The organism is Candidatus Protochlamydia amoebophila UWE25 (assembly GCF_000011565.2).
GTDB classification, from domain to species: Bacteria; Chlamydiota; Chlamydiia; order Chlamydiales; family Parachlamydiaceae; genus Protochlamydia; species Protochlamydia amoebophila.
In genome coordinates this window covers 125645-147626 of the sequence record NC_005861.2, presented here as the reverse complement: position 1 = coordinate 147626, position 21982 = coordinate 125645, and the positions used below count along the sequence as shown (strand labels likewise).

17 protein-coding genes and 1 tRNA gene are annotated in these 21982 nt (G+C 34.4%); 12 read left to right on the top strand and 6 right to left on the bottom strand.

Features of this window, described 5'->3' with window-relative positions; all coding sequences use genetic code 11:
* Positions 1–208: 208 nt before the first annotated feature.
* Positions 209–427 (bottom strand): hypothetical protein, encoded by a 219-nt coding sequence (locus tag PC_RS10800; protein WP_181679161.1) that lies wholly within the window; start codon positions 425–427, stop codon positions 209–211.
* Between PC_RS10800 and PC_RS00415 the strand changes: the two genes are divergently transcribed.
* The 5 genes from PC_RS00415 (at position 398) to PC_RS00395 (ending at position 6837) form a co-directional block, all read left to right on the top strand.
* A complete protein-coding gene (locus PC_RS00415) occupies positions 398–2548 on the top strand; it encodes a GreA/GreB family elongation factor (RefSeq protein WP_232086044.1) in 2151 nt (716 codons plus the stop codon). The genes PC_RS10800 and PC_RS00415 overlap by 30 nt on opposite strands.
* A 220-nt stretch (positions 2549–2768) precedes the next feature.
* Positions 2769–3368 carry an RdgB/HAM1 family non-canonical purine NTP pyrophosphatase gene (rdgB, locus tag PC_RS00410; protein WP_011174635.1) on the top strand — a complete coding sequence of 200 codons (600 nt, stop codon included), beginning with the start codon at positions 2769–2771 and terminating at the stop codon, positions 3366–3368.
* Positions 3369–3372: 4 nt separating this feature from the next.
* The gene (locus PC_RS00405) at positions 3373–4101 is read left to right on the top strand and encodes an NYN domain-containing protein (protein ID WP_052278614.1); all 729 of its coding nucleotides are present in this window, start codon (positions 3373–3375) and stop codon (positions 4099–4101) included.
* Positions 4102–4331: 230 nt separating this feature from the next.
* Entirely contained in the window at positions 4332–5333 is a 1002-nt protein-coding gene (locus tag PC_RS00400; RefSeq protein ID WP_011174633.1) for an NAD(P)H-dependent glycerol-3-phosphate dehydrogenase, read from the top strand.
* Positions 5334–5337: 4 nt separating this feature from the next.
* Positions 5338–6837, top strand: a complete 1500-nt coding sequence (locus tag PC_RS00395) for a bifunctional ADP-dependent NAD(P)H-hydrate dehydratase/NAD(P)H-hydrate epimerase (RefSeq protein ID WP_011174632.1) — start codon at positions 5338–5340, stop codon at positions 6835–6837.
* 547 nt (positions 6838–7384) lie between these two features.
* Here PC_RS00395 and PC_RS00390 read toward each other — a convergent pair.
* From PC_RS00390 to PC_RS00375, 4 genes are all read right to left on the bottom strand, one after another.
* Complete coding sequence (locus PC_RS00390) at positions 7385–8035, bottom strand: hypothetical protein (protein ID WP_011174631.1); 651 nt, start codon at positions 8033–8035, stop codon at positions 7385–7387.
* A 311-nt stretch (positions 8036–8346) separates the two neighbouring features.
* On the bottom strand, positions 8347–9303 hold the full coding sequence (locus PC_RS00385; protein WP_039355857.1) for an NAD-dependent epimerase: 957 nt from the start codon (positions 9301–9303) through the stop codon (positions 8347–8349).
* Between the two features lies 1 nt (position 9304).
* Positions 9305–11494 (bottom strand): heavy metal translocating P-type ATPase, encoded by a 2190-nt coding sequence (locus PC_RS00380; RefSeq protein WP_011174628.1) that lies wholly within the window; start codon positions 11492–11494, stop codon positions 9305–9307.
* A gap of 17 nt (positions 11495–11511) precedes the next feature.
* Positions 11512–12330: a ParB/RepB/Spo0J family partition protein gene (locus PC_RS00375; protein ID WP_044044617.1), complete on the bottom strand. Its 819-nt coding sequence runs from the start codon at positions 12328–12330 to the stop codon at positions 11512–11514.
* 269 nt (positions 12331–12599) lie between these two features.
* On the opposite strand from PC_RS00375, the gene PC_RS00370 reads away from it, so the two are divergent.
* The 5 genes from PC_RS00370 to topA all read left to right on the top strand — a co-directional run bounded on the left by PC_RS00370 (position 12600) and on the right by topA (position 19145).
* Positions 12600–13343 (top strand): tetratricopeptide repeat protein, encoded by a 744-nt coding sequence (locus PC_RS00370; protein ID WP_044044616.1) that lies wholly within the window; start codon positions 12600–12602, stop codon positions 13341–13343.
* Between the two features lie 501 nt (positions 13344–13844).
* Positions 13845–14021 carry a hypothetical protein gene (locus tag PC_RS10795; protein ID WP_155117067.1) on the top strand — a complete coding sequence of 59 codons (177 nt, stop codon included), beginning with the start codon at positions 13845–13847 and terminating at the stop codon, positions 14019–14021.
* A gap of 150 nt (positions 14022–14171) precedes the next feature.
* Positions 14172–15230 carry a 3-dehydroquinate synthase gene (aroB, locus tag PC_RS00360; protein ID WP_011174623.1) on the top strand — a complete coding sequence of 353 codons (1059 nt, stop codon included), beginning with the start codon at positions 14172–14174 and terminating at the stop codon, positions 15228–15230.
* A 138-nt stretch (positions 15231–15368) separates the two neighbouring features.
* Entirely contained in the window at positions 15369–16460 is a 1092-nt protein-coding gene (dprA, locus tag PC_RS00355; RefSeq protein ID WP_011174622.1) for a DNA-processing protein DprA, read from the top strand.
* 81 nt (positions 16461–16541) lie between these two features.
* Complete coding sequence (gene topA / locus PC_RS00350; protein WP_011174621.1) at positions 16542–19145, top strand: type I DNA topoisomerase; 2604 nt, start codon at positions 16542–16544, stop codon at positions 19143–19145.
* 29 nt (positions 19146–19174) lie between these two features.
* Here topA and PC_RS00345 read toward each other — a convergent pair.
* A tRNA-Ala gene (locus PC_RS00345) sits at positions 19175–19247 on the bottom strand.
* Between the two features lie 372 nt (positions 19248–19619).
* Here PC_RS00345 and PC_RS00340 point away from each other — a divergent pair.
* Complete coding sequence (locus PC_RS00340) at positions 19620–19859, top strand: hypothetical protein (RefSeq protein WP_011174620.1); 240 nt, start codon at positions 19620–19622, stop codon at positions 19857–19859.
* A 171-nt stretch (positions 19860–20030) separates the two neighbouring features.
* Positions 20031–21227 (top strand): amino acid aminotransferase, encoded by a 1197-nt coding sequence (locus PC_RS00335; RefSeq protein ID WP_011174619.1) that lies wholly within the window; start codon positions 20031–20033, stop codon positions 21225–21227.
* Positions 21228–21982: the final 755 nt, after the last annotated feature.

Below are 21982 nucleotides of genomic sequence, written 5' to 3'. Positions count from 1 at the left end.
TTTAGAGAAATTTAATCAAAAAGGGCATGAAATTCAAAAAAAATATTCAAAATTGAGATTATTATACTTTCAAAAGGTTTTTATAAACTAACATTGAAATTAATAAACTGAAAAGGTTATATTTGCTTCACAAATCGCTTATAAAAAATGAAAAAACAGTCTTGGACTTAGAGAATTTGAAAAATTGATTGGTTGTTCAATTTCGCTTTCATCGTTGCGATCCCAAATAGAAACTACTCTTATCTGTAAAAAGTAAAGATTTGTTTATAGTAAAAGGAATGAGAAAGCGTGTGTGTTTGATTAATATTCTCCACTCAACATCAACCATGACATCTGAAGATTCTCTTAAAATGGAGACATAACTTAAGGTTCGGTAATGGGGTATTTGAAGGAGTTTTTGACGCAAATCAATAATCGGGATTTTCATAAATTTCTCGTTTTATGGGAGGAATATTGCACAAGTGATACGGTAGATTTCGAAGAATTTAGCCAACTTTTAAAAGCAATTAAATCATCCGATTTAAGCAAACACTTTGGACAAATAATCGAAACAGCCCTCCCTCTTTGGAAAACAATAACTGACCCTGAGCAATCTTACGAAATTTTGCGATTACTCATTGACATACAAACTACCAACCATCCCACTTTAATAGATTTAACATTAGAAACCCTTCAAAAATATCATGGTAATCATCCTAAATTTCAAGAGAGATTAAAACTTGCTGGATTAAGAGACAAAGATCAATTCCAGGGGGCCATTTCTAAATATGATTTAATTAGTCACTTAGCAAAAGGTAATATGGTTTTCCATAATGCTGGCTGGGGAACAGGAGAAATCATGGATGTCTCTTTTGTTCGGGAGCATTTGGTCATTGAATTCGAAAATATTTCAGGACGTAAAGACCTCTCTTTTGCTAATGCACTTAAAACCCTAGTTCCTTTATCCCCTAAACATTTTTTAGCAAGACGTTTTGCTGACCCCGACAGTTTAGAAAAAGAAGGACGTGATAATCCTGTTAAACTTATTAAACTTCTTCTTCATGATATTGGGCCAAAGACGGCAGCAGAAATAAAAGATGAACTTTGCGTACTTGTTATCCCAGAAAAAGATTGGACAAAATGGTGGCAAGGAGCCCGTGCAAAAATTAAAAAAGACCCTATGATCGAAACCCCTGATCATTTAAGAGAACCTTTCTTGCTAAGAAAAGCTGAGTTATCCACGGAAGAACGTCTTAAAAATGCTATGCACAATAAAACAGAAGTAGATCAAATTATTCAAACTACCTATACTTTTGTGCGTGATACAGCCAATGCTTTAAAAAATACAGACACAAAAAAATCTTTGCAAACAAAACTAACAGATCTTTTAGAGCTTCCCGATCTAAGTGAAGTACAATTGTTACAAATTCATTTATTGCTTGAACAGTTTTTTGTTAATAAATCATCTACAGAAGAAATTTGTAAATTGATACAAAGCACTAAAAAAATTGAATCCCTTATCCAAGATATTGACATTGTTGCCTTTAAAAAACGTGCATTAGTTTATGTTAAAGAACAAAGATCGGATTGGCCCTCACTTTTCTTAACTTTACTTTTCGAATTACCCCAAGCTCAATTACGAGATTATTTATTAAAAGAATTAAATCAAGGTCTCACTACTAAACCAGCCTTAGAATCTAAACTCCAAGAATTGATTGATAATCCGAGCCTATCGCCAGAATTGTTTGTTTGGTATTTCCAGAAACTTCTAAGCAAAGAAGAAAATTTACCCTTTCAATCAAAGTTAGGGCTTGGCCAATTTTTTGAATCTTTCTTTATTCTGTTTAGTGCTCTAGAAAACCGACCTGAATATAGAGATCTTTCTAAAAAAATGTATTCCATGTTATCAGGGAAACGATACGCGCTTGTACGGGAACTTTTACAAGGTACAAGCTTAGAATATACGAAAGAGATTTTACTTTTAGCTTCTAAATGTCAGTCTTTAACAGATCATGATATGACAATTTTACGCTCTTTAGCAGGTGTTGTTCATCCTTCCCTCGCTTCTTCCAAACCACGCAAAGGACAAGCAAAAACAGATGATGAAGAAATTTGGACTACAGAAGAGGGATACTTAAAAATTCAAGATAGAATTCGTCAAATCGGAACAGTTGAAGTTGTAGAAAATGCGCGAGAAATTGAAGCCGCTCGAGCTCTGGGAGATTTACGCGAAAACTCTGAATTTAAATTTGCTCAAGAACGCCGCGCTAGATTACAATCAGAGTTAAAAACACTATCGGAACAATTCGGACGTGCTCGAATTATCACTCCTGATGATATTCTTACTGATGAAGTAGGAATTGGTAGTGTCATTGATTTAATTGATAGTCAAGGACAAAAAATTAGATATTCAATTTTAGGGCCTTGGGACGCAGATCCGGAAAAAAATATACTTTCTCTCAATTCAAAATTTGCACAAGCAATGATAGGAAAAAAAATTGGGGATCAGTTTCAATTTAAAGATGAAACTTTCAAAGTTTTAAGCTTACATAGTTATTTAAGGTCTTAATCTATAGTTTATCTTTTCAGTTCAGAAATTTGCAAAGATGTTATCCATTTTTGCAAATTCCTCGAATTTCTTGAATAAATCCGCCTTTGCTTAACCAAGAAAATGAGTTTATTTCTGTCATTTGGTATTAATTCTAATGCATGTTATAACTGCAGTATAAACCCAAATTTAGGTCATAACGCCAAACCCTGCTCTTCCTAACCTTAAAAAATTGGTTCCTATGGAAATTCTTCTGGCAACTACTAATTTGCATAAAATTCGTGAATTTAAAGAAATGTGCAAAGCTTTTGCTCATCTAGAAATTTTATCTCTTCATCAATTTCCAGCTTACATGTGTCCAGAAGAAGTGGGAACTAATTTTAAAGAAAACGCTATTTCTAAAGCGGAACATGCAGCTAAACACCTCAATAGATGGGTTCTTGCTGATGATTCTGGTTTAGTTGTTCCCCGGTTAAGCGGAAAACCAGGTATTTATTCTCGTCGGTTTGCTGGATTAGAGGCAACTGATGAAGAAAATCGTAAAAAACTTCTTTTAGAAATGAGACAACTAATAAATAAAGAAGATCGTACAGCTTATTATGAATGTTGTTTAGCGCTGTCTTCTCCAACTGGTTTACAAAAGTGCGTTCAGGGAATTTGTGAAGGGTTTATTCTCAATGAAGCTAGAGGACGGAATGGATTTGGATATGACTCGTTATTTGTAAAAAACGATTACGAAAAATCTTTTGCCGAGATCGACGAAGCCGTTAAAAACCGTATTTCTCATAGAAGAAAAGCTTTTGAACGACTCTCTGCATTTTTAGAAAATCTTCGGGATTAAATAAATGCATTATTATATTGATGGATACAATTTCCTTTTTAGATTAGTTCATGCTTATGAGAATTTGCAAAGTTCTCGAGAGCAATTTATTTTAGATTTAGATAAAAAAATTTCTATACTCAAAATAGATGTTTCAATTGTGTTTGATGGAACTTTTCAAGAAGGAGAAGGAACGCGTTCCCACTTCAATAACGTTGAAATTTTATTCACCGCCCAGGGAGAAACAGCAGATGAATTTATTTTAGATGCTCTTAAATATTCTTCTCAACCTCAACAAGAAATTATCATTACTTCAGATAAAAAACTGGCAAAGTTAGCCCGAAATAAACAGGCTCAAACAGAAAGCGTAGAAAATTTTATTCAATGGTTAAATAAAGCTTATAAAAATAAACTAAAGAAACTGACAAATCGCTCTAAATTTTTTAATCCAGTTACTACTCCAAAAACTTCAATTCCTTCTAATCCTTCTAATCCTAAAGTCGATCAAAAAATTGAAGGTTCAACTGATTATTATCAGCAAATTTTTGAAAACGAGTATCAAAAACTTCTAAAAAAAGAACCGGCATTGGACAAAAAAACGCCTTCAAAATCCAGAAAGCCTAAAGAAAAAGAAGACCCTTTCCCCAAAATTCCACCCCTTGCTATTGATGCTCCAACTCAAATGGAGCGATGGGAAAAAGTTTTCGAAGCAAGATTAAAACATTTTTCATATCAAGACGTCGAAAAATCCTAACAACTTTGCGGTAATTCTATGGCGTGTTATGGTAATAATAAATTTGTAAAATCGAACTAAAAGATAATGGAAAAGTTTGAAGATCATTCAATAACCAAAACTTCAGTTTAGTAAGAATTTTGATTTCATTTTGCTTGTTAGCAGATTGGACAGTCAGAAATTCAAATCTTTATAAAATAAAATGAGAGATCTTTTTTCTTGGAGATCAAGATGACATCGAAAGGATTGGTATGAAAAAAATTGGCTACCTTGGATTAGGGGCTTGGGGTTATTGCCTAGCTTCTTTACTAGCTTCAAAGGGGCATAAAGTTGTCTGTTGGACAACAAAACCTGAATTAGCAAAACATCTAACGGATACGAGAGAACATCCTCTTTTAGCAGGTCATCTATCAAAAGGAGAAATGACTTTCACAACAGATATGTCTGAAGCTTTAAAAGATGTGGATATGATTGTTGAATCAGTCACCTCTGCAGGTTTACGCTCTGTATTTGAACAAGTACGCTCTTTAGGATTACCTAATTGCCCTATTGTCATTACTTCCAAAGGGATTGAGCAAGATACAGGAATGATCCTACCAGAAGTCGTTATTGAAGTTTTAGGTGAAGAGTTTAGATCATTGATAGGTTTTTTAAGCGGTCCTAGTTTTGCACAAGAAGTCATTCGTGAACTCCCAACTTCTGTCGTTGGAACGGGTTACACGGTCGAAGTCATCCAAGAGATTTGTGAAACATTTATGACCCCTACTTTTCGAGTCTATCCTAACACTGATATTTTAGGAGTCGCATTTGGAGGAGCTTTAAAAAATATTATTGGCATTGCTTGTGGGATTTCCGATGGCCTAGCATTGGGATGCAGCTCCAAAGCAGCTTTAATGACGCGAGGTCTGCACGAAATTCGAAAATTATCCGTTGCATGTGGTTGTAAAGCAGAAACATTAAATGGGCTAGCAGGAATGGGTGATTTATGTGTGACTTGTAGTTCGCCTATTAGTCGCAATTTTCGTTTTGGTACACTTTTAGCCCAAGGGCTATCCACAGAACAAGCAAGAAATCGAATTGGTATGGTTGTAGAAGGAGCTTATACGTGTGTTTCAGCATTGCAATTAAGTAAACAACATAAAATTATCATGCCAATTTCTGAAGCCGTTTATAATATTATTCAAGGGACTATTAAACCTATTGAAGCTGTGAGTGCATTAATGAAAAGAACGATCAAAGAAGAGCATTTATAAAATCATGCAAGTCTTATCAGCCCAAGCGGTATCGGAATTAGAAAAATCAGCTATTAAGCAGGGTTTTAGTGCATTAGATTTTATGGAAAAAGCTGGATATGGGATTGCACTCGCCATTAAAGAATTTATTCTTAAACATCCTCTCATCAATCACATTGTACTTCTTTGTGGGAAAGGCAATAATGGCGGAGATGCCTACGTAGCAGGTTGTTATTTATTAAATTATGGATATAGTGTCTCATCTATTCAATTAGAATCTTTAGAAAATTGTTCTGAACTCTGTAAAAAAAATGCGCTGCGTTTTGAAAACCTTGGCGGAACGATTTCTCAGCAGATCCAATTTGACTCAAACCAGCTTCTAATCGACGGTTTATTTGGAACAGGATTCAAAGGAAAAATTCAAGAGCTTTATACAAAATTAATTGAAAAAGCCAATCAAAGTCATGCTCCTATTTTATCAATTGATATTCCTTCAGGATTGAATGGATCCACAGGAGAAATAAATGGTTTAGCCATTCGAGCGAATGAAACAATATGTCTTGGCTTCCCCAAAACAGGATTTTTTTTACAACAAGGTTGGAATGTAGTTGGTCAATTAAAATTCGTAGATTTTGGTTTGCCACTCAACGTATTTTCAAAAGAAAATGCTAGTTTTGTTTTATTAACAAAGTCTTTCATTAAAAATTTATTACCCAAACTTGTACGTAATCGGCATAAATATCAAGCTGGTTACGTCATGGGTTTAGCAGGTTCGCGCTCTATGCCTGGCGCCGCATTGCTGTCTTCTTTAGCTGCCTTAAGAGCTGGAAGTGGTATGGTACATCTGTTATATCCTGAAGACATGCGATGTGAATTAAATAATAGTCCTTATGAGTTAATTAAAACGCCTTATGCATTGGGAGACACTCAAAAAGTTTTACAGGAACTTCAAAAAGCTAAGGCCATTTTTGTCGGACCGGGTCTTGGTCTTACACAACCCATCGATCATTTACTAAGGAGTTGTTTACCTCATTTAAACGCTTCTTGTGTTCTAGATGCTGACGCTCTGACTTTATACACAAAAACTCCCTTTTTACTTCCGAAACGAACTATTTTTACTCCGCATACGGGAGAAATGCAAAAGTTACTACAAGAAACCTCTCACCTGATATTAAACGAAAACATCCTTAAAAAATGTCAGCAATATGCAGAGCAACATGACATCACTCTCATTTTAAAGGGAGCTCCAACATTTATTTTTCATCCTAATCAACCGATTTATGTTAACCCAACAGGCAATTGTGGAATGGCAACGGCTGGAAGTGGGGATGTCTTAACAGGAATTATCGCTTCTTTTCTTTCTCAAGGCTTGGAAAGCCATCAAGCAGCCCTTTTAGGAGTGTTTTTACATGGCTTAGCTGGTGATATAGCTAAAAGCAAAAGACTGACAGAAAGAGGAATGATTGCCTCTGATTTAATTGATCATTTGAATCTGGCTTATCATGCCCTTGAACAATCAGTTTAAATGGTCGATGCCGAATTCGAGTTCTTTTTCCCTGCGAAACGACACTAGGATGTAAGCAATATTAATCAAATATTAAGGTAGCTTATTAGAGAAAAATAATCTCGAATATAAACACGCGAGTTTTCAAGACACCTACAAAAGCTCATTAGATTTAAGACTTTCTGGTTACACAAAGCAAATCTAAACAACTCCTACTTACAAGACTATCCTCTTAGCTTTTACCTTTTGTTGCCCAAATTAAGATAGTAAAAACAATAATCGCTTTTTTTCAGAGTTTGTTATTGAGAGCCAAAGCTTATTGCTGGCCTTTTACTCAGTAACTATATTAATCTTCGATCGTTAATTGTTTTCCAATGCAAAGCAGACCTTGTATATCTAAAGGAACAGGTTTTAGAGATTAAATTAATATAAGTGAATTTAATTGCAATTTACAGCTTTAACAAATGAAAGCTCAATCTCCAGCAAGTTTTTATATTCACAAAACCTACCTCTCGGTAGGCTTTAAACAAAGTATTTTGTTATTCAGCATTGACTAGTTAACTTTAATTCAATACTGTGATTGCAATTGAAAATAAGTTCCATCTAAATTGCCTTTATTAAGACCTCTAGAATTTGTTTCATGCATATCGGTGAAAGGAAGGTCTACTTCTCTTTTAATGAATGCTAATTCACGGCTTTTCGTATACGGTTCAAATCGATCATTTGTCCAATCAATACCTCGGTTTTTTTGGTCAAAAGCATAAAAATGAGCACATCCGGCTTGTAACGAAATCAAACCTACATATTGTTCGTCAGCAAAACGACCGTAAAAACTTTCAAAATTGATTTTCAGATCAAGATCATCAGCTGTAAAAGGAAAATGTTCTACTTCGTAGCTAATAATAGAATTATTATTAATTCTATAAAGAAGCTCTTCAACCAATTCTACCAATAAGAGACGAGCGTCATAAACAGTTAAAAGTCTCTGAGAAGAATAATGTAAAGACAATTTTTTGATATAATCTTCATAAGATACCCACGAATCTTCTAACTCTAAATGTTTATCTATTTTCATCTTAGCCGAAAAACTAATCACAATTTTTGATAATTCTTCAGAATCAATTTTTTTTACCCAAGGACCAGTTCCTATCACTTTTGTTTGGCAACTGGTTAAAATCAAAATAGCTGTACAAACCAACCAAAGTGTTAAACGATGCATAAAAGATCCTTTTGTCTTTTCAAATTAGACTTTTCCGAAATTAATTAACGCGCTAAACGATTTTTGAGCAAATCCACCCAGAAATTTAGGTTGATATTGCAAATTAATCGAATAGAGAAAATAAAAAAATAAAAAAATGCAAATTTATATTGAATCTCAGAAATTTGAGCTAAGAGCAAGACTTTTCCTCTTGGTGAATTTCCGTATTGACATATATCGAATCGAAATAAATTGACATATAACCGGCTAACCTTATAACGACCAATCAAAAAATACTTTGATAATAAATAATGAATAAAATCCCTAATTTTTTATAAATTATAGTAGTTTTTATACCATTTCACAAATCTACAAAGGCCTTCTTCAATAGAAATTTTAGGTTGAAAGCCAAGTTGTTTCGTGCTTTCCTGGATATCAGCAAAGGTAGCAACAACGTCACCAGACTGCATGGGCAGCCATATTTTATGAGCTTCAATCCCCAGCTCTTTTTCTAACAATAACACAAAATATAATAATTCAACTGGTCTGTGATTACCTAAGTTAAAAACGCCTAATGAAATTTCAGTATCTATGGCTCCGATGGTTCCTTCCACAATATCATCCACATACGTGAAATCTCTTTGCATTTTACCTTCATTAAAAATTTCAATAGGTTTTCCTTGAACAATGGCGTTTGCAAACGAGAAATAAGCCATATCTGGCCTACCCCAAGGCCCATAAACTGTAAAAAAACGTAGCCCAATTGAAGAGATTCCAAATAGATGATGATAAGTTTTAGCCATTAATTCATTAGTTTTCTTAGTCACTCCGTATAAGCTTGCTTGTTGATCGGTACGATCTTCTAAAGAGAAAGGAACTTTCGTATTTAGGCCATAAACGGAAGACGAGGATGCGTAAATTAATTTTAAATGGGGATGAGAGCGGCAAATTTCTAGAATATTTAAAAATCCATCTACATTGGTTTTAAGATAAGTGGCCGGTTCTTGTAATGAATAACGAACACCGGCTTGTGCAGCTAAGTGGATCAAATGGGTCGTTTGATGCAATAGGATACTATTTTGCAGCTTTTCATAGTTTTGAATATCCCCTTCAATAATTTCAATGCCCAATTTTGATAACTTTAATGCTCGATCGCGTTTTAACTGGGTATCATAATAAGGATTAAAATTATCATATCCAATGATACGATCTCCTCTTTTTGCAAGTTTTTGCGCGAGGTGAAAGCCAATGAATCCGGCTATTCCTGTAATAAAAATTTGTTTTCCCATTTTAAACTTTGACAATCCTCTCCACATTATTTCTATTTATTTCTGGCTTCCAATAACGTAGTAATAACGCATTGGCGATCACAGAAACAGAGCTCATTGCCATTGTTCCTGCCGCAATCATTGGATTAAGTAGTCCAAAAGCTGCCAAAGGAATCGCAAGAACATTATAAATAAATGCTAAAAATAAATTATATTTCATTTTACGCATGGTTTGCTGGGAAAGATCTATAGCGTCCACTAAACTCATTAAATCATTTCGTATTAAAGTAATATCAGCGACTTCAATAGCAATATCGCTACCAAAGGCAAGAGCAAAACTCACATCAGCTTCTGCAAGGGCTGGAGCATCGTTAATTCCGTCTCCAATCATTCCTACTTTTCCACTATTTTTAGCTTCTCGGATAATCTGCATTTTATCGTCTGGAAGCAATTCAAACCGCGCATCTTCAATCCCCAATTTTTTTGCAATAGTTTCAGCAACATATTTTCGATCTCCAGTTAAAAGGATGGGATAAATTCCTTTCAATTTCAACAAACGAATTACTTCCATACTTTCCTTTCTTAGCTCATCCATGATGGTAATCATGCCTAATAATTGATGGTCTGTCCAAACAAAGACCAGTGATTCTCCTTGTTCTTCAAGAAGAGAAAAAGCAGGGTCGATTTCAATTCCCATTTCTTTTGCAAAGTTAGCAGAGCCTAAATAATAAACCTTTTCATCAATTGTTCCTGTAACTCCTTTTCCAATAAATGAATTAAATTCTTTGACAATTTTTAAAAGAATTCCCTCTTCTTTGGCCTCATTTAATATAGCCTTAGCTAAAGGATGGGAAGAGCAATTTTCAAGCGAAGCTGCTATTTGTAATACGTCATTTTTAAGATATTTGGCATTTGGATAGATTCCCATCACAGAAGGAATTCCTTTCGTTAAGGTACCGGTCTTATCTAAAAATAAAAATTTGATTTTTTCAGACTGCTCGATCGATGAAGCTTGTTTAAAAAATATTCCGTATTGTGCTCCAACCCCACTTGCTACCACAAGAACTGCCGGCGTGGCTAATCCTAAAACACAAGGGCATGCAATCACTAGAACAGAGACCGCATTAATCAATCCATTTGTAAAATCACCTATTAGAAATGTCCAAATTAATATCGTCAAACAACTGATTAGAAGTACGCAGGGAACGAAAACTGCAGAAATTTTATCCACAAATTTTTGAATAGGTGCTTTCGAAGATTGAGCTTTTTCTACAGCTCGAAGTATCTGAGCTAAAATTGTATCGGATCCAACTGAAGAGGCCTGCCCTTTCAAGTAACCAGTTTCATTGATTGTCGCTGCATAAAGTTTCGATCCCTGTTTCTTATAAACCGGCAAACTTTCTCCCGTTAACAAAGATTCATTGATGGAAGACTCTCCTTCTATCACCCATCCATCAACTGGAATATGATCTCCAGGACGTACCATAAAAATATCACCTACTTGAATCGAGGCAACATCAACCTCTATAATTTCACCATTTTTTTCAATACGAGCAATTTTAGGCTGTAAATGATATAAACGCTCTAGTGCTTTAGAGGTTTTTCCTTTAGTGACGGCTTCTAACCAACGTCCAAATAAAATCAATGTAATAATGAGCGCGCTACTTTCAAAATAAAAAGAGTAAGAAAGTTTTAAAAGATAAACATAAAAGCTAAATAGATAAGCCGCAGTTGATCCCAAAACAACCAAAACATCCATATTAATTTGCCAGTTTTTAAGAGCATAAAAAGAGGATCGATAAAATGTTCCTCCACACCCAAATTGTACAAGGGTGGCTAAAAAAAATTGCCATGTTGGAGGAATGGAAAAAGCATATCCTAACATCATCGCCAACATCTGAATCACAAAAGGCAAAGACAAAACAGCAGCGATCAAAAAGGTTTTAAAAGTATTTTGAATTTCTTTTTGCTTTATTCGTCTATCTTCATCTAAAGAAGGCCTAAATGAATAACTCTCATATCCCATTTTTTTTATATGCTTTTCTAGTGAGGCAAATGAAACTTTGTTTTCGTCAAAAATAATATCAGCTTGACTAGTCGAATAATCAACATGAATCTCTTGTAATCCAGAAACTTTCTTCAAACTGTTTTCAAGATTTTGCGCGCATGAAACACAGTGCATCCCTCGAATTAACAATTTTTTTTTCTCCATTCTATCCTCAGTCTTAATTAATCTTTTATTCCAAATATATCTAACAGCCGATCTAAATCATCAAGGTTATAATAATCAATAGAAATACGTCCTTTCTTACCTTTTCCTTGTATGACGACCTTTGTTCCTAAATTTTGCTGAATTTTTTCCGCCAATTGTTCTAAATAAAAATCCCTCGTAACATAGCTCAATTGTTGTTTTTTTGCTTTTTGGTTAATTCTAGCCGCCGCTTGTTCAGCTTCTCGTACATTAAGAGTGTCCCTTAAAATCAAATCATGTAATAGTTTTTGCTTATCTTCTGACTCTAAAGCAAGAATAGCTTTAGCATGCCCCATACTAATTGCCCCTTGCCAAATACTAGTTTGAATTGTCATAGGCAAAGTCAATAAACGAAGATAATTAGCCACTGTTGATCTTTTTTTACCGATTTGTTGTGAAAGGCGTTCTTGGCTAAAGTTGAAATCATCCATCAGTTGTTTAAGGGCTTTAGCTATTTCTAAAGGATTCAAATCTATGCGTTGAATATTTTCAATTAAAGCAGCTTGCGCTGATTGAGCATAAGAAGTTTTTCGAACTAAAACAGGGATAGATTTTAAACCAGCAATTTGAGAAGCTCGAAATCTTCTTTCTCCTGCAATGAGTTCATATTTTTCAGAATCCCCAAGCATACGAACAAGTGGCGGATGAATGATGCCCACCGCTTTAATGGAGTCTGCCAGCTCTTGTAGTTCCTCTTTCTTAAATTCACGCCTGGGTTGGTAAGGATTTATTTGAATTTGAGAAAGAAGCACTTCTCTCAAATCATCTCTATTTTCTTTTGTCGTCTCTTCATGCATGTTTTAATAAATTATTATAATTATAGAATTTTGAAAAAAATTATTAGTCTGAGTTTTAATATAAAGTCTTCAAACTTTGATTTGATAGGTGATAGCTAATAAAGGACTTTTAATTTTACAAGAAATAGCTGAAAAATATCATGCTTTTATTTATAGTTTTTTAATCAAAAAGATTATCTATAAGAATTTACGCTTTGCATGTGCAGAAAAGGTTGTTAACAAATTTTTTCACAACAGTTCGTTAAACAAAATTTAAACCAGTGATACTTATGAATAAAAAAACGACATTTTCTCCTTTTCAATCACCAAGCTTATCTGATGATTGGGTTGATCATCCTTTAATTTTGTGGATATCTGATCGCAAACATTTTTTTTTATGGGGATTATTGGGCTTATTTGTCGCTTTGCTTTTTATCTACCGTTTTTTATCTTTACAAACATTAAACGCTGAAAACGACTTTATACAAGCTGCGAATGCTTTTCAACAAATTGAACAAAATACAAGCTCTTCCGACATTAAAAAAACTCATATTCAAGAGCTATTAGCTATTATGGCTCGCCATCCTGAACTCCATGCTAAATATGATGGTGCTTTAGCCCAATATTTCATTATTCAAAATCAACCATCAGATGCAAAACGGTTAGCTAAATCAACGTTTGAACGAGTAAAACCTGATCAACTAAATTTATATGTAAATTACGCAAAAACCTCATTACTCATTAGTGAAGGATCTTACAAAGAAGCATTAATGCAAGCGAATGAACTACAAAAACAATTATCCCTAATTCCTGAAAATGTTGTGCTTTCTGTCTATAATCTAATTCGATTAGCCCTTTTATATGAGCAATTGGACCAAGCTTCAGAAGCAGTTGCCACTTGGGATCAATTACTCGCACTCAATCGAAATAAAGATTTTTTGGAAGCTGAACTCGTCACAACAAAATTATTTCAAGCAGGGCAAATAAATTTAGAACAATTTGTTGAAGGAAGAAAAAACCAACAAAAATCATAAATTAAAAAATTAACATTTATCAAAAACAATACTTTGGATGAAGCAAACTTGCAGATTTAATCTTTATTTGATAAATGAAAATAATAATTATTATTTTTTGTTCAGATTTGTTTTAAATTTTTATCTTTAAAGCAAAGCAGAGCAAATCCTCTTGTCTAGTTTTGGTAGATGGGAGTGGGGACCCTTGTATTTCTCAAAGAGTGGAACAACGGAGCACCAAAGGAGGTGACATTAGGCTATCATTGCTCGAAGCCACAAGTCTGGGAATTTTTTCGAAGCCATAAAAAAAATAAGACTCGTAATAAGCGAGATAAAGATCAATTTGAGAGGACGATGAGTTAGCTTTGGTGATATCAGCTATAGCTCTCTTTGTTCTGGCTAAAGATGCTAGTTGAATTAATACAATTAAGCGTCCCATAAACCAAAAAAGGAGTGTCATTCAGTGACGGCTTAAATTCGTTCTCGATTAACTACCTTTCAAAAGGTAGATGGAGAATAATTGTGAGCAATTATAACAGCTCGCTCGCGTTAGAAGATGTTCACGAATATGCAAGAGTAGATTCAGAATTAAATTTACTCGTTCCGGCGCGACATCTATCCATAGGTACTAATTCAGCAGACACTCAACCACTTTACCAAGTGGTTAAAGTCAGCGGAACTATTACCGTTTCTTTCTAGTAAAGAAAACTTGCGGCTAATCGATGATTAGCCGCTTCTTTTTTATCATTAATTTTGTAGAATTATCAATCTACATTCAAATTCTTAGCAAAAAAAAATTTAACGAAGTTTTTGATTTTCAATTAAATAAATTCGAAACGTAAGGTTAATATGTTAAACTCATCAAACTATGTCATTCAAAGCCATTGTTTAGATGATTTAAAATACTATTTAGAGTCTTTATCTTACTCAAAAGTTGTCATCATAACTCATCCTCAGTTATGGGTAATGTATGAGCAGAAAATAACGGAGCAGTTGTTTAAGCTCAGCTGGAATTTTTCCGTTTTACTGATCCCTGAAGGTGAAACGAGTAAAAGCTTAAAACAAACAACAAGATGCTGGCGACATTTTATCAAACACCAACTAGATCGATATTCTCTTGTGGTCGCTTTAGGAGGCGGTGTTATCTGTGATTTAGCGGGATTTGTAGCCTCTTGCTATATGAGAGGAATCGATACGATTTATCTTCCAACTACCCTTCTTGCCATGGTTGATGCTAGTATCGGTGGAAAAACAGGAATTAACACAAGTAAATCTAAAAATATTATAGGATCATTCCATCTACCTAAAAAAATTTTAATAGATCCTTTTACTTTAAAAACACTTTCAAAAAAGCATTATCAAGCAGGTTTTGCAGAAATTATTAAATATGGAATGATTGCCTCACCCTCACTTTTTGAATTTCTTGAAAATTCTTGGTCCCTTATAGAACAAAGAGATGAAGGATTACTCGAGATTATCATTCAACAATCATGTGCAATTAAAAAAAAATATGTTGAAGCTGATTTTAAAGATTTGGGAATAAGAGCCCAGCTGAACTACGGCCATACATTTGGTCATGTAATTGAAATGATGAGCCGTTATCAATATTTACATGGGGAAGCAGTTTCTATTGGAATGAGCTGCGCTGCTTATTTAAGTTGTCAAATGGGTTTAACAACGCAAGAAACTATGCAAAGGCAAGATGCACTTTGTCAACAAGCTCAATTACCTATTCATTTACCTCATTTTCCGCTTACACGTTTCACTTATTTAATGGCAAAAGATAAAAAGGGACGAAATGGTTCTATTAATCTCATTCTGCCTGAAAAAGTTGGTAAAGTGACACAAATTTTTGATGTAGACCCTCATTTAATAAAAAATACTCTGTCAACAAAAATGACAAAATAATAGAATTTTTTCGAAATTTTTAAAGAAAAAAAGAAAGAACTAGTCTTAACACATAAAGATTTTTCAATTTCTATTTTCAAAACAATCTAATTTTTCATTTTAAAAATAGTGGCAATGTATGAAGAATATTGAGGGAATTTGGAAGAATTAGAAGCCTTAATGATTTTGACGGATATGCCGTTAATTGGACCTGTCAAAGTGCGTTTTTTAGTAGACTATTTTGGTTCTGCAAAAAAGGCTCTTTCTGCTTCAATAACGGAACTGAGCCATTTACCCGGATTTAAACAAAAAATTTTAGATCAATGGCAAGAACACATCCGGTCTAAAAAACATTTTGCTAATCTTCAATTAGTAGAAAAATTCCACACGCATCTTATTTCTTTTAAAGATCCTTCTTACCCCAAGCAATTACAAAATATTCCTGATCATCCCCCACTTTTATACCTAAAAGGAGAATTAAAGCCTCAAGATAATCAAAGTATAACTATCATTGGGACTAGACAAGCCACTCTGTATGGATTGGAAATGGCAAAAAAACTTAGTTACGAGCTTGCCCAAGCAGGCTTTACAATCGTAAGCGGCTTAGCCAGAGGAATTGATACAGCTGCACACATAGGAGCTTTAGAAGCTGGAGGTAGAACATTAGCCATTATCGGTTCGGGATTAGCAAATATTTATCCTCAAGAAAATCATTATTTAGCTGATCAAATAGCAAAAAAAGGAGCTGTTATTTCTGAATTTTCCATGTCAACACCTCCTCACCGCAGTCATTTTCCTAAACGAAATCGTTTAGTGAGTGGAATGAGTTTAGGCACACTGTTGATAGAAGCTCCTCAAAAAAGTGGAGCAATCCTCACAATTGAAAATGCTCTTGAACAAAAAAAACATATCTGGGCTTTACCTGGAAGAGCTGACCAAGTAAATTTTCGAGGAAATCATGCCCTAATTAAAAACAAAAAAGCAATATTAGTTGAAAATATCGAAGATATAGTACAATGTCTTGATACCTTCTGTTTTACAACGCCAATTGAACAAAAACATTTAGATCTGGTGCATTTACAACAAGAAGAGATCCATTTACTACAAAAATTGCCAGTCGAAGAATTATCTATAGAAGAAATTGTTAAACGAGCTCAACTCCCTATTCAACAAGTTAATAGCTTGCTAATGAGTTTGGTCTTAAAAAAAATAATTAAAGAATTTCCTGGTAAATTTTATAAAAAAATTTAATAGAATGAAGAGACATCAAAGAGAGCTTTAGTTTTACAATAAAATTTAACATATGCTCTTCAATCACGGAGTTATGACAACATGGGTAAAGCGCTGATTATCGTCGAATCACCCGCTAAAATTAAAACGTTGAAAAAATTTCTTGGCACAAATTTTATTTTTGAGTCGTCGATCGGCCATGTTCGCGATTTACCTGAAAGAGAATTTGGAATCGATATTGAGAATGACTTCGAACCTAAATATACGATTATGCCTAACAAAGAAGAAGTCATTTCAAAGCTTTTAAAAGCAGCTAAACAGTGTGATGTCGTTTACCTTTCTCCAGATCCTGATAGAGAAGGAGAAGCTATTGCTTGGCACATTACTCAAGTTCTTCCTCCTAATACAAATATTAAAAGAGTCTCTTTCAATTCTATTACAAAAGATGCTGTTGTTAAGGCATTGGAAAATCCTAGAGAAATTGATATTGCCTTAGTAAATGCCCAACAAGCGAGACGATTATTAGATCGCATTGTGGGATATAAAATTTCCCCTTTACTCAATAGACGAATTCAACGAGGGCGAGAAAACTTCTTATCGGCTGGAAGGGTTCAGTCTGTTGCTTTAAAGTTAGTGGTGGATCGTGAAAAAGAAATTGAAGCTTTTAAACCTATCGAATATTGGAATATCGGAGCCATTTTAAAAACTAATCAAGAAGATCGCCTTTTTCGAGCTGCATTGTACTCTGTCGATGGAAAACGATTTGAGAAAGAACCCATTGAAGGAAAAGAGATTACAATTATTAACAATAAAGAAGCAGCTGACGCGATTTTAAAACGGATGAAACCCGGTCCTTATCAGGTCAAAAAAGTTGAACGTAAAGAAAAACGACGTTTTCCAGTTCCTCCTTTTATCACTTCTACTCTTCAGCAAGAAGCTAGCCGACACCACGGTTTTTCTTCCGCTCGTACGATGAACATTGCTCAAGGGCTTTATGAAGGTGTTGATCTTGGATCTGACGGACCAGAAGGTTTAATCACTTATATGCGTACAGACTCAGTTCGCATTTCTCCAGAGGCCGTTCAAGAAGCGCGCGAATTCATAAAAAAGCAATATGGTAGCGATTTTATTCCATCGGATCCTAAACAATACAGTACTCAAAAAAGCGCGCAAGATGCTCACGAAGCAATCAGGCCTGCCAGTTTGCAAAATACACCTGAAAAAGTTCAGCCATACCTAACTAAAGAACAATTTTCATTGTACCAATTGATTTGGCGACGATTTTTAGCTTCTCAAATGGTCGCTGCTATCTACGATACTGTTTCAGCTGATATTTTAGCTGGTGAAGGAATTTTACTCAGAGCGACAGGTTCGATTATCAAATTTCAGGGCTTTTTAGCTGTTTATGAAGAAAAAAATGATGACGACGAAAAAGATGATGAAAATCGAATGTTGCCTAAACTGGAAGAAGGACAAACGCTTTTCCTGCAAGAATTAACTTCCGAGCAAGCTTTCACAAGACCTCCGCCTCGTTTTACAGAAGCTTCTTTAGTAAAAGAACTAGAAAAATCGGGTATTGGAAGACCATCGACTTACGCTGCAATTATGAATAAAATTCAAAGTCGGGATTATACGGTTAAAGAAAACGGAAGGCTCAAACCCACGGAACTCGGTCAAATTATTGCTCAAATGTTAGAAACTAGTTTTCAAAAAATCATGAATATTGGCTTTACCGCAGCTATGGAAGACGATTTAGAGCGTGTAGCCGAAAATATGAAAGATTGGAAAACCCTTATTCGAGATTTTTGGGAACAATTTAACCCCACTTTGGAAATAGCTCTTAAAGAAGCATTTGTTCCTAAAGTCATGACCGAAATTGATTGCCCGAAATGTAAAATTGGCAAGCTACAAAAAGTTTGGGCTCGTTCTAAGTATTTCTTTGGATGTTCTCGTTATCCTGAATGTGATTATTCTTCCCCTGTGGAAGAAATTACATTTAATAAAGAAGATTATGCTACTGACTTTGATTGGGAGCAGCCTTGCCCTAATTGTAACTCTGAAATGAAAATTAGACACGGACGTTACGGAGCATTTTTAGGTTGTACAAAGTATCCTGAATGCAAAGGTATTATCAATATTCCTAAAAAAGGTGAGGAAGCGCTATCGCAGCAAGATCTTCCTTCTTGCCCAGCTATCGAATGCCCCGGCCATATGGTAGCTCGAAAATCTCGTTTTGGTAAAATTTTTTATTCTTGCTCGACTTTCCCCGAATGTGATGTCATTGTTAATAATTTAGAGCAGGTAGAAAATAAATATCCCAATCATCCGCGCACACCCTACGAGAAAAAAGGAAAAAAAGCTGCAGCTAAAACAGCTACTAAAGAAAAAACAAAGAAAACTGCAAAAGCTAACGCTTCAAAAGCGACTAAAAAAATCAAATCGACCCCCGATAAACCAAAGAAAGTAAGGCAAATGCCTGTTTATCAAGTTTCTCCTGAATTAAGAGGGATTATAGAGGTTTCAGAAATAACCCGTGGCGACATGACGAAAAAAGTTTGGGATTATATTAAAACACACCAACTTCAAGATACAAACAATAAACGGCTAATTATACCAGATGCCAAGCTTTCGCAAGTTTTTGGAACAACACAACCTGTAGACATGTTTAAAATGGCTACTTTATTAAGCGCTCATCTCAAAAAATAATTAAATGCCAGAAAAAGAAAACAAGAAGTTGGAGCGTAACGGAGTCGAACCGTTGACCTCAACAATGCCATTGTTGCGCTCTACCAACTGAGCTAACGCCCCAAAAGAAAAGCAATGGTAATGATCTTGTTTTTTTTGATCAAATAAATAATTATTCTTCATTTGAGTCAGCCTTTATATCGCAATTGGTTTTAAAACAAATTACATTATTCATAATGCAATGAAATTATATCTAGCATGTCGACAGTAATTTCTCATTTAAATTCATTTTTTACATTAACTGACAAGACTTTTAATTGAATTGGATATTTGCCTCAGCAAACATTTCCTAAGCTTCATCAATGGTCCACGACTTATCGTTCTCGATATGGCATTGCTCAAATAATCTTAGGGTTTGCCCTTTTTTCTATTGGAAAGGCTGGTAGTCAATTAAATTGAATACACTCAAATTATTTAGGTATTTATCAACAGACCATGTCCTTAAGTTTGTTGTACGCCAAGCCTGGTGCTTTTAATTTTTTGCGTGCGAAATTGGAAAGTCATACATGGGGAAAAATAACTTTCGCTTATGATTTTTATGGCCGCAAATTTTTGCCTGCTCTCTCCCCTCAATATGACATTCAATTAAGAACTTTTGAAAAAATCAAAAATGTGATGGATGGCCTCTATTTTATCACTTTTTTTCCTCCACGAATTTCATATCGATTTGACTAAAGTTTGCAATGAAATTCCATTTTTTCAATATTCTTTATTCATCCGATATGTTAAAGCTCTTGTATAATAAAGGTTTTTAAAAAATTCAGGAAAGTTCTGCATTCGAAGTAATTAGACATTTAGATAAACAATTGACATAGCTTTATTATGTCATTTGAGATAAGGGATCCCATGCCTTTTTTTAATAATATTTCTCTTTTGCCACCAGACCCAATTTTAAATCTTTCTATAGACTTCTCTCTTGATCAAAATCCTCAAAAAATTAATTTGAGTGCAGGAACTTATAAAACTGCAGATGGGCATTCGCTAGTTTTCACCAGTGTCCGAAAAGCAGAAATTGATCTGCTTCAAAAACATCTCAATAAAGATTATCAACCGATAGAGGGAAATAGTGTTTTCCTAAAAAATTCTTTAGAGCTGTTATTTGGTTCAGACCACGCTTTGTTTACCAATAAAAAATTTTTTGCTGTTCAAACCGTTGGAGGAACAAGCGCTTTAAGATTAGGAGGAGAGTTTTTAAATAAGCTTACTTGCCAAAAAATTTTTATTTCTCAACCATCGTGGCCAAACCACAAACAGGTTTTTGAAAAAACAGGTTTAAAAATTGATTCCTATCCTTACTTCGATTTTAATGCATACAAATTAAATTTTTCAGGGATGTGCCAAGCCATCCGCCAAATGCCAACTGGAAGCGTTATCCTTCTGCATGGTTGCTGTCACAATCCATCAGGGGTCGATCCAACTTTTGAACAATGGAAAGAGCTTTCTCAGCTTATTAAAAAACATGAACTCATTCCTTTTTTTGATATCGCTTATCAAGGATTTGGGAAAGATTTAGAACTCGATGCACAACCTATTCGGTACTTTGCTAGTGAAGGCCATGAAATGTTGATCGCTTACTCTTTTTCTAAAAATTTTGGTTTATACGGGGAACGAGTAGGTTTTTTGACTGTTGTGACATCTCAACAAAAACAAATACCATCTATAGCTAGTCAATTAAAGGTTTTAATTCGTGCTAATTACTCCAATCCTCCTCTTCAAGGAGCTCGAATTGTTTCTACAATCTTGAGTTCACCAGAATTAACCGAAGAATGGAAAATAGAATTAAAAAATATGCGTGACCGAGTTGTTGAAATGCGGAAAACATTTATTGCTTCTTTGTTAGTCAAAGGAGAAGATAAAAATTTAAACTACTTGCAACAACAAATTGGTTTATTTGGTTTTTGTGGATTAAATTATTCCCAAGTCAATCGTTTGCGGAAAGAATTTGCTATTTATATTCCTAGCGACGGACGAATCAATATTGCAGGATTAAACACTCAAAATATTGAATATGTAGTCAATGCAATTTCATCTGTTATGGAGTAGTGAAGGCTCCCGCTTACAGGTGAAAGCTTCTAAAATCCATTCTCAGGCCAACTAATCCGAAGGATAAAATATTTTGCACTGCGTTAAAATCTCTTAAAGCCTTATTTCACATTCAGGACAGCAATGCGTTCTTTCGCCCAATGTTTTTTCGATGATCGCATTGAATGCAACCTCATTTTGTATAGAAAACTGCATTTATCAAATTGGGTTTGTGGTGCCTTAGCCTGTTTTTACCGGATATAAAAGGAATTGAAATGTTTTTCGAATAATTATAAATCCATGCTACAATTTAGCTTATGAATCAGGCAACAAGTTTAAAAACAGAAAGAATATGTATTTTTCTCATGCTTGTGCATTTAGTCTTTTTAAACGGAGTAAAAGAAAACCTGCGTATCTTTGTTAACTATTCAACTAAAGTAACGATTTCTTTTTTGGTGAATAACTTAAAAGGTGTTTCTTCAAGGTTGGTTCAAAAATGAACTATCCAAACATTCAACAGGCATAATAAGATAGCGATCTTGTGGCTTCAGGCTATTTTTAAGGACATGTAAAGGAGTTACTTTTTACCGCGTTATTCGCAAAATATTGAAAAGAAATAATCTCCGAAAGTTTAAATAATGTGATTCATCTCGACCTTAAAAAATCCGAATTCCCTCACAACTTGGTGAGATAAAGACATTAAGTTGAAACAAAGGTAATCATCTTTTTTAAAGTTATAAAACGTTTATATATATATTTTTTTTTTGAGCTTTGAT

Coding starts and splice junctions, on each gene's coding strand:
- topA (WP_011174621.1), top strand. CDS start 16,542: ATGGGTAAAGCGCTGATTATCGTCGAATCACCCGCTAAAATTAAAACG.
- PC_RS00370 (WP_044044616.1), top strand. CDS start 12,600: ATGAATAAAAAAACGACATTTTCTCCTTTTCAATCACCAAGCTTATCT.
- PC_RS00400 (WP_011174633.1), top strand. CDS start 4,332: ATGAAAAAAATTGGCTACCTTGGATTAGGGGCTTGGGGTTATTGCCTA.
- PC_RS00380 (WP_011174628.1), bottom strand. CDS start 11,494: ATGGAGAAAAAAAAATTGTTAATTCGAGGGATGCACTGTGTTTCATGC.
- aroB (WP_011174623.1), top strand. CDS start 14,172: ATGTTAAACTCATCAAACTATGTCATTCAAAGCCATTGTTTAGATGAT.
- PC_RS10800 (WP_181679161.1), bottom strand. CDS start 427: ATGAAAATCCCGATTATTGATTTGCGTCAAAAACTCCTTCAAATACCC.
- PC_RS00335 (WP_011174619.1), top strand. CDS start 20,031: ATGCCTTTTTTTAATAATATTTCTCTTTTGCCACCAGACCCAATTTTA.
- PC_RS00405 (WP_052278614.1), top strand. CDS start 3,373: ATGCATTATTATATTGATGGATACAATTTCCTTTTTAGATTAGTTCAT.
- PC_RS00340 (WP_011174620.1), top strand. CDS start 19,620: ATGTCCTTAAGTTTGTTGTACGCCAAGCCTGGTGCTTTTAATTTTTTG.
- PC_RS00375 (WP_044044617.1), bottom strand. CDS start 12,330: ATGCATGAAGAGACGACAAAAGAAAATAGAGATGATTTGAGAGAAGTG.
- PC_RS00395 (WP_011174632.1), top strand. CDS start 5,338: ATGCAAGTCTTATCAGCCCAAGCGGTATCGGAATTAGAAAAATCAGCT.
- PC_RS00385 (WP_039355857.1), bottom strand. CDS start 9,303: ATGGGAAAACAAATTTTTATTACAGGAATAGCCGGATTCATTGGCTTT.
- rdgB (WP_011174635.1), top strand. CDS start 2,769: ATGGAAATTCTTCTGGCAACTACTAATTTGCATAAAATTCGTGAATTT.
- PC_RS00390 (WP_011174631.1), bottom strand. CDS start 8,035: ATGCATCGTTTAACACTTTGGTTGGTTTGTACAGCTATTTTGATTTTA.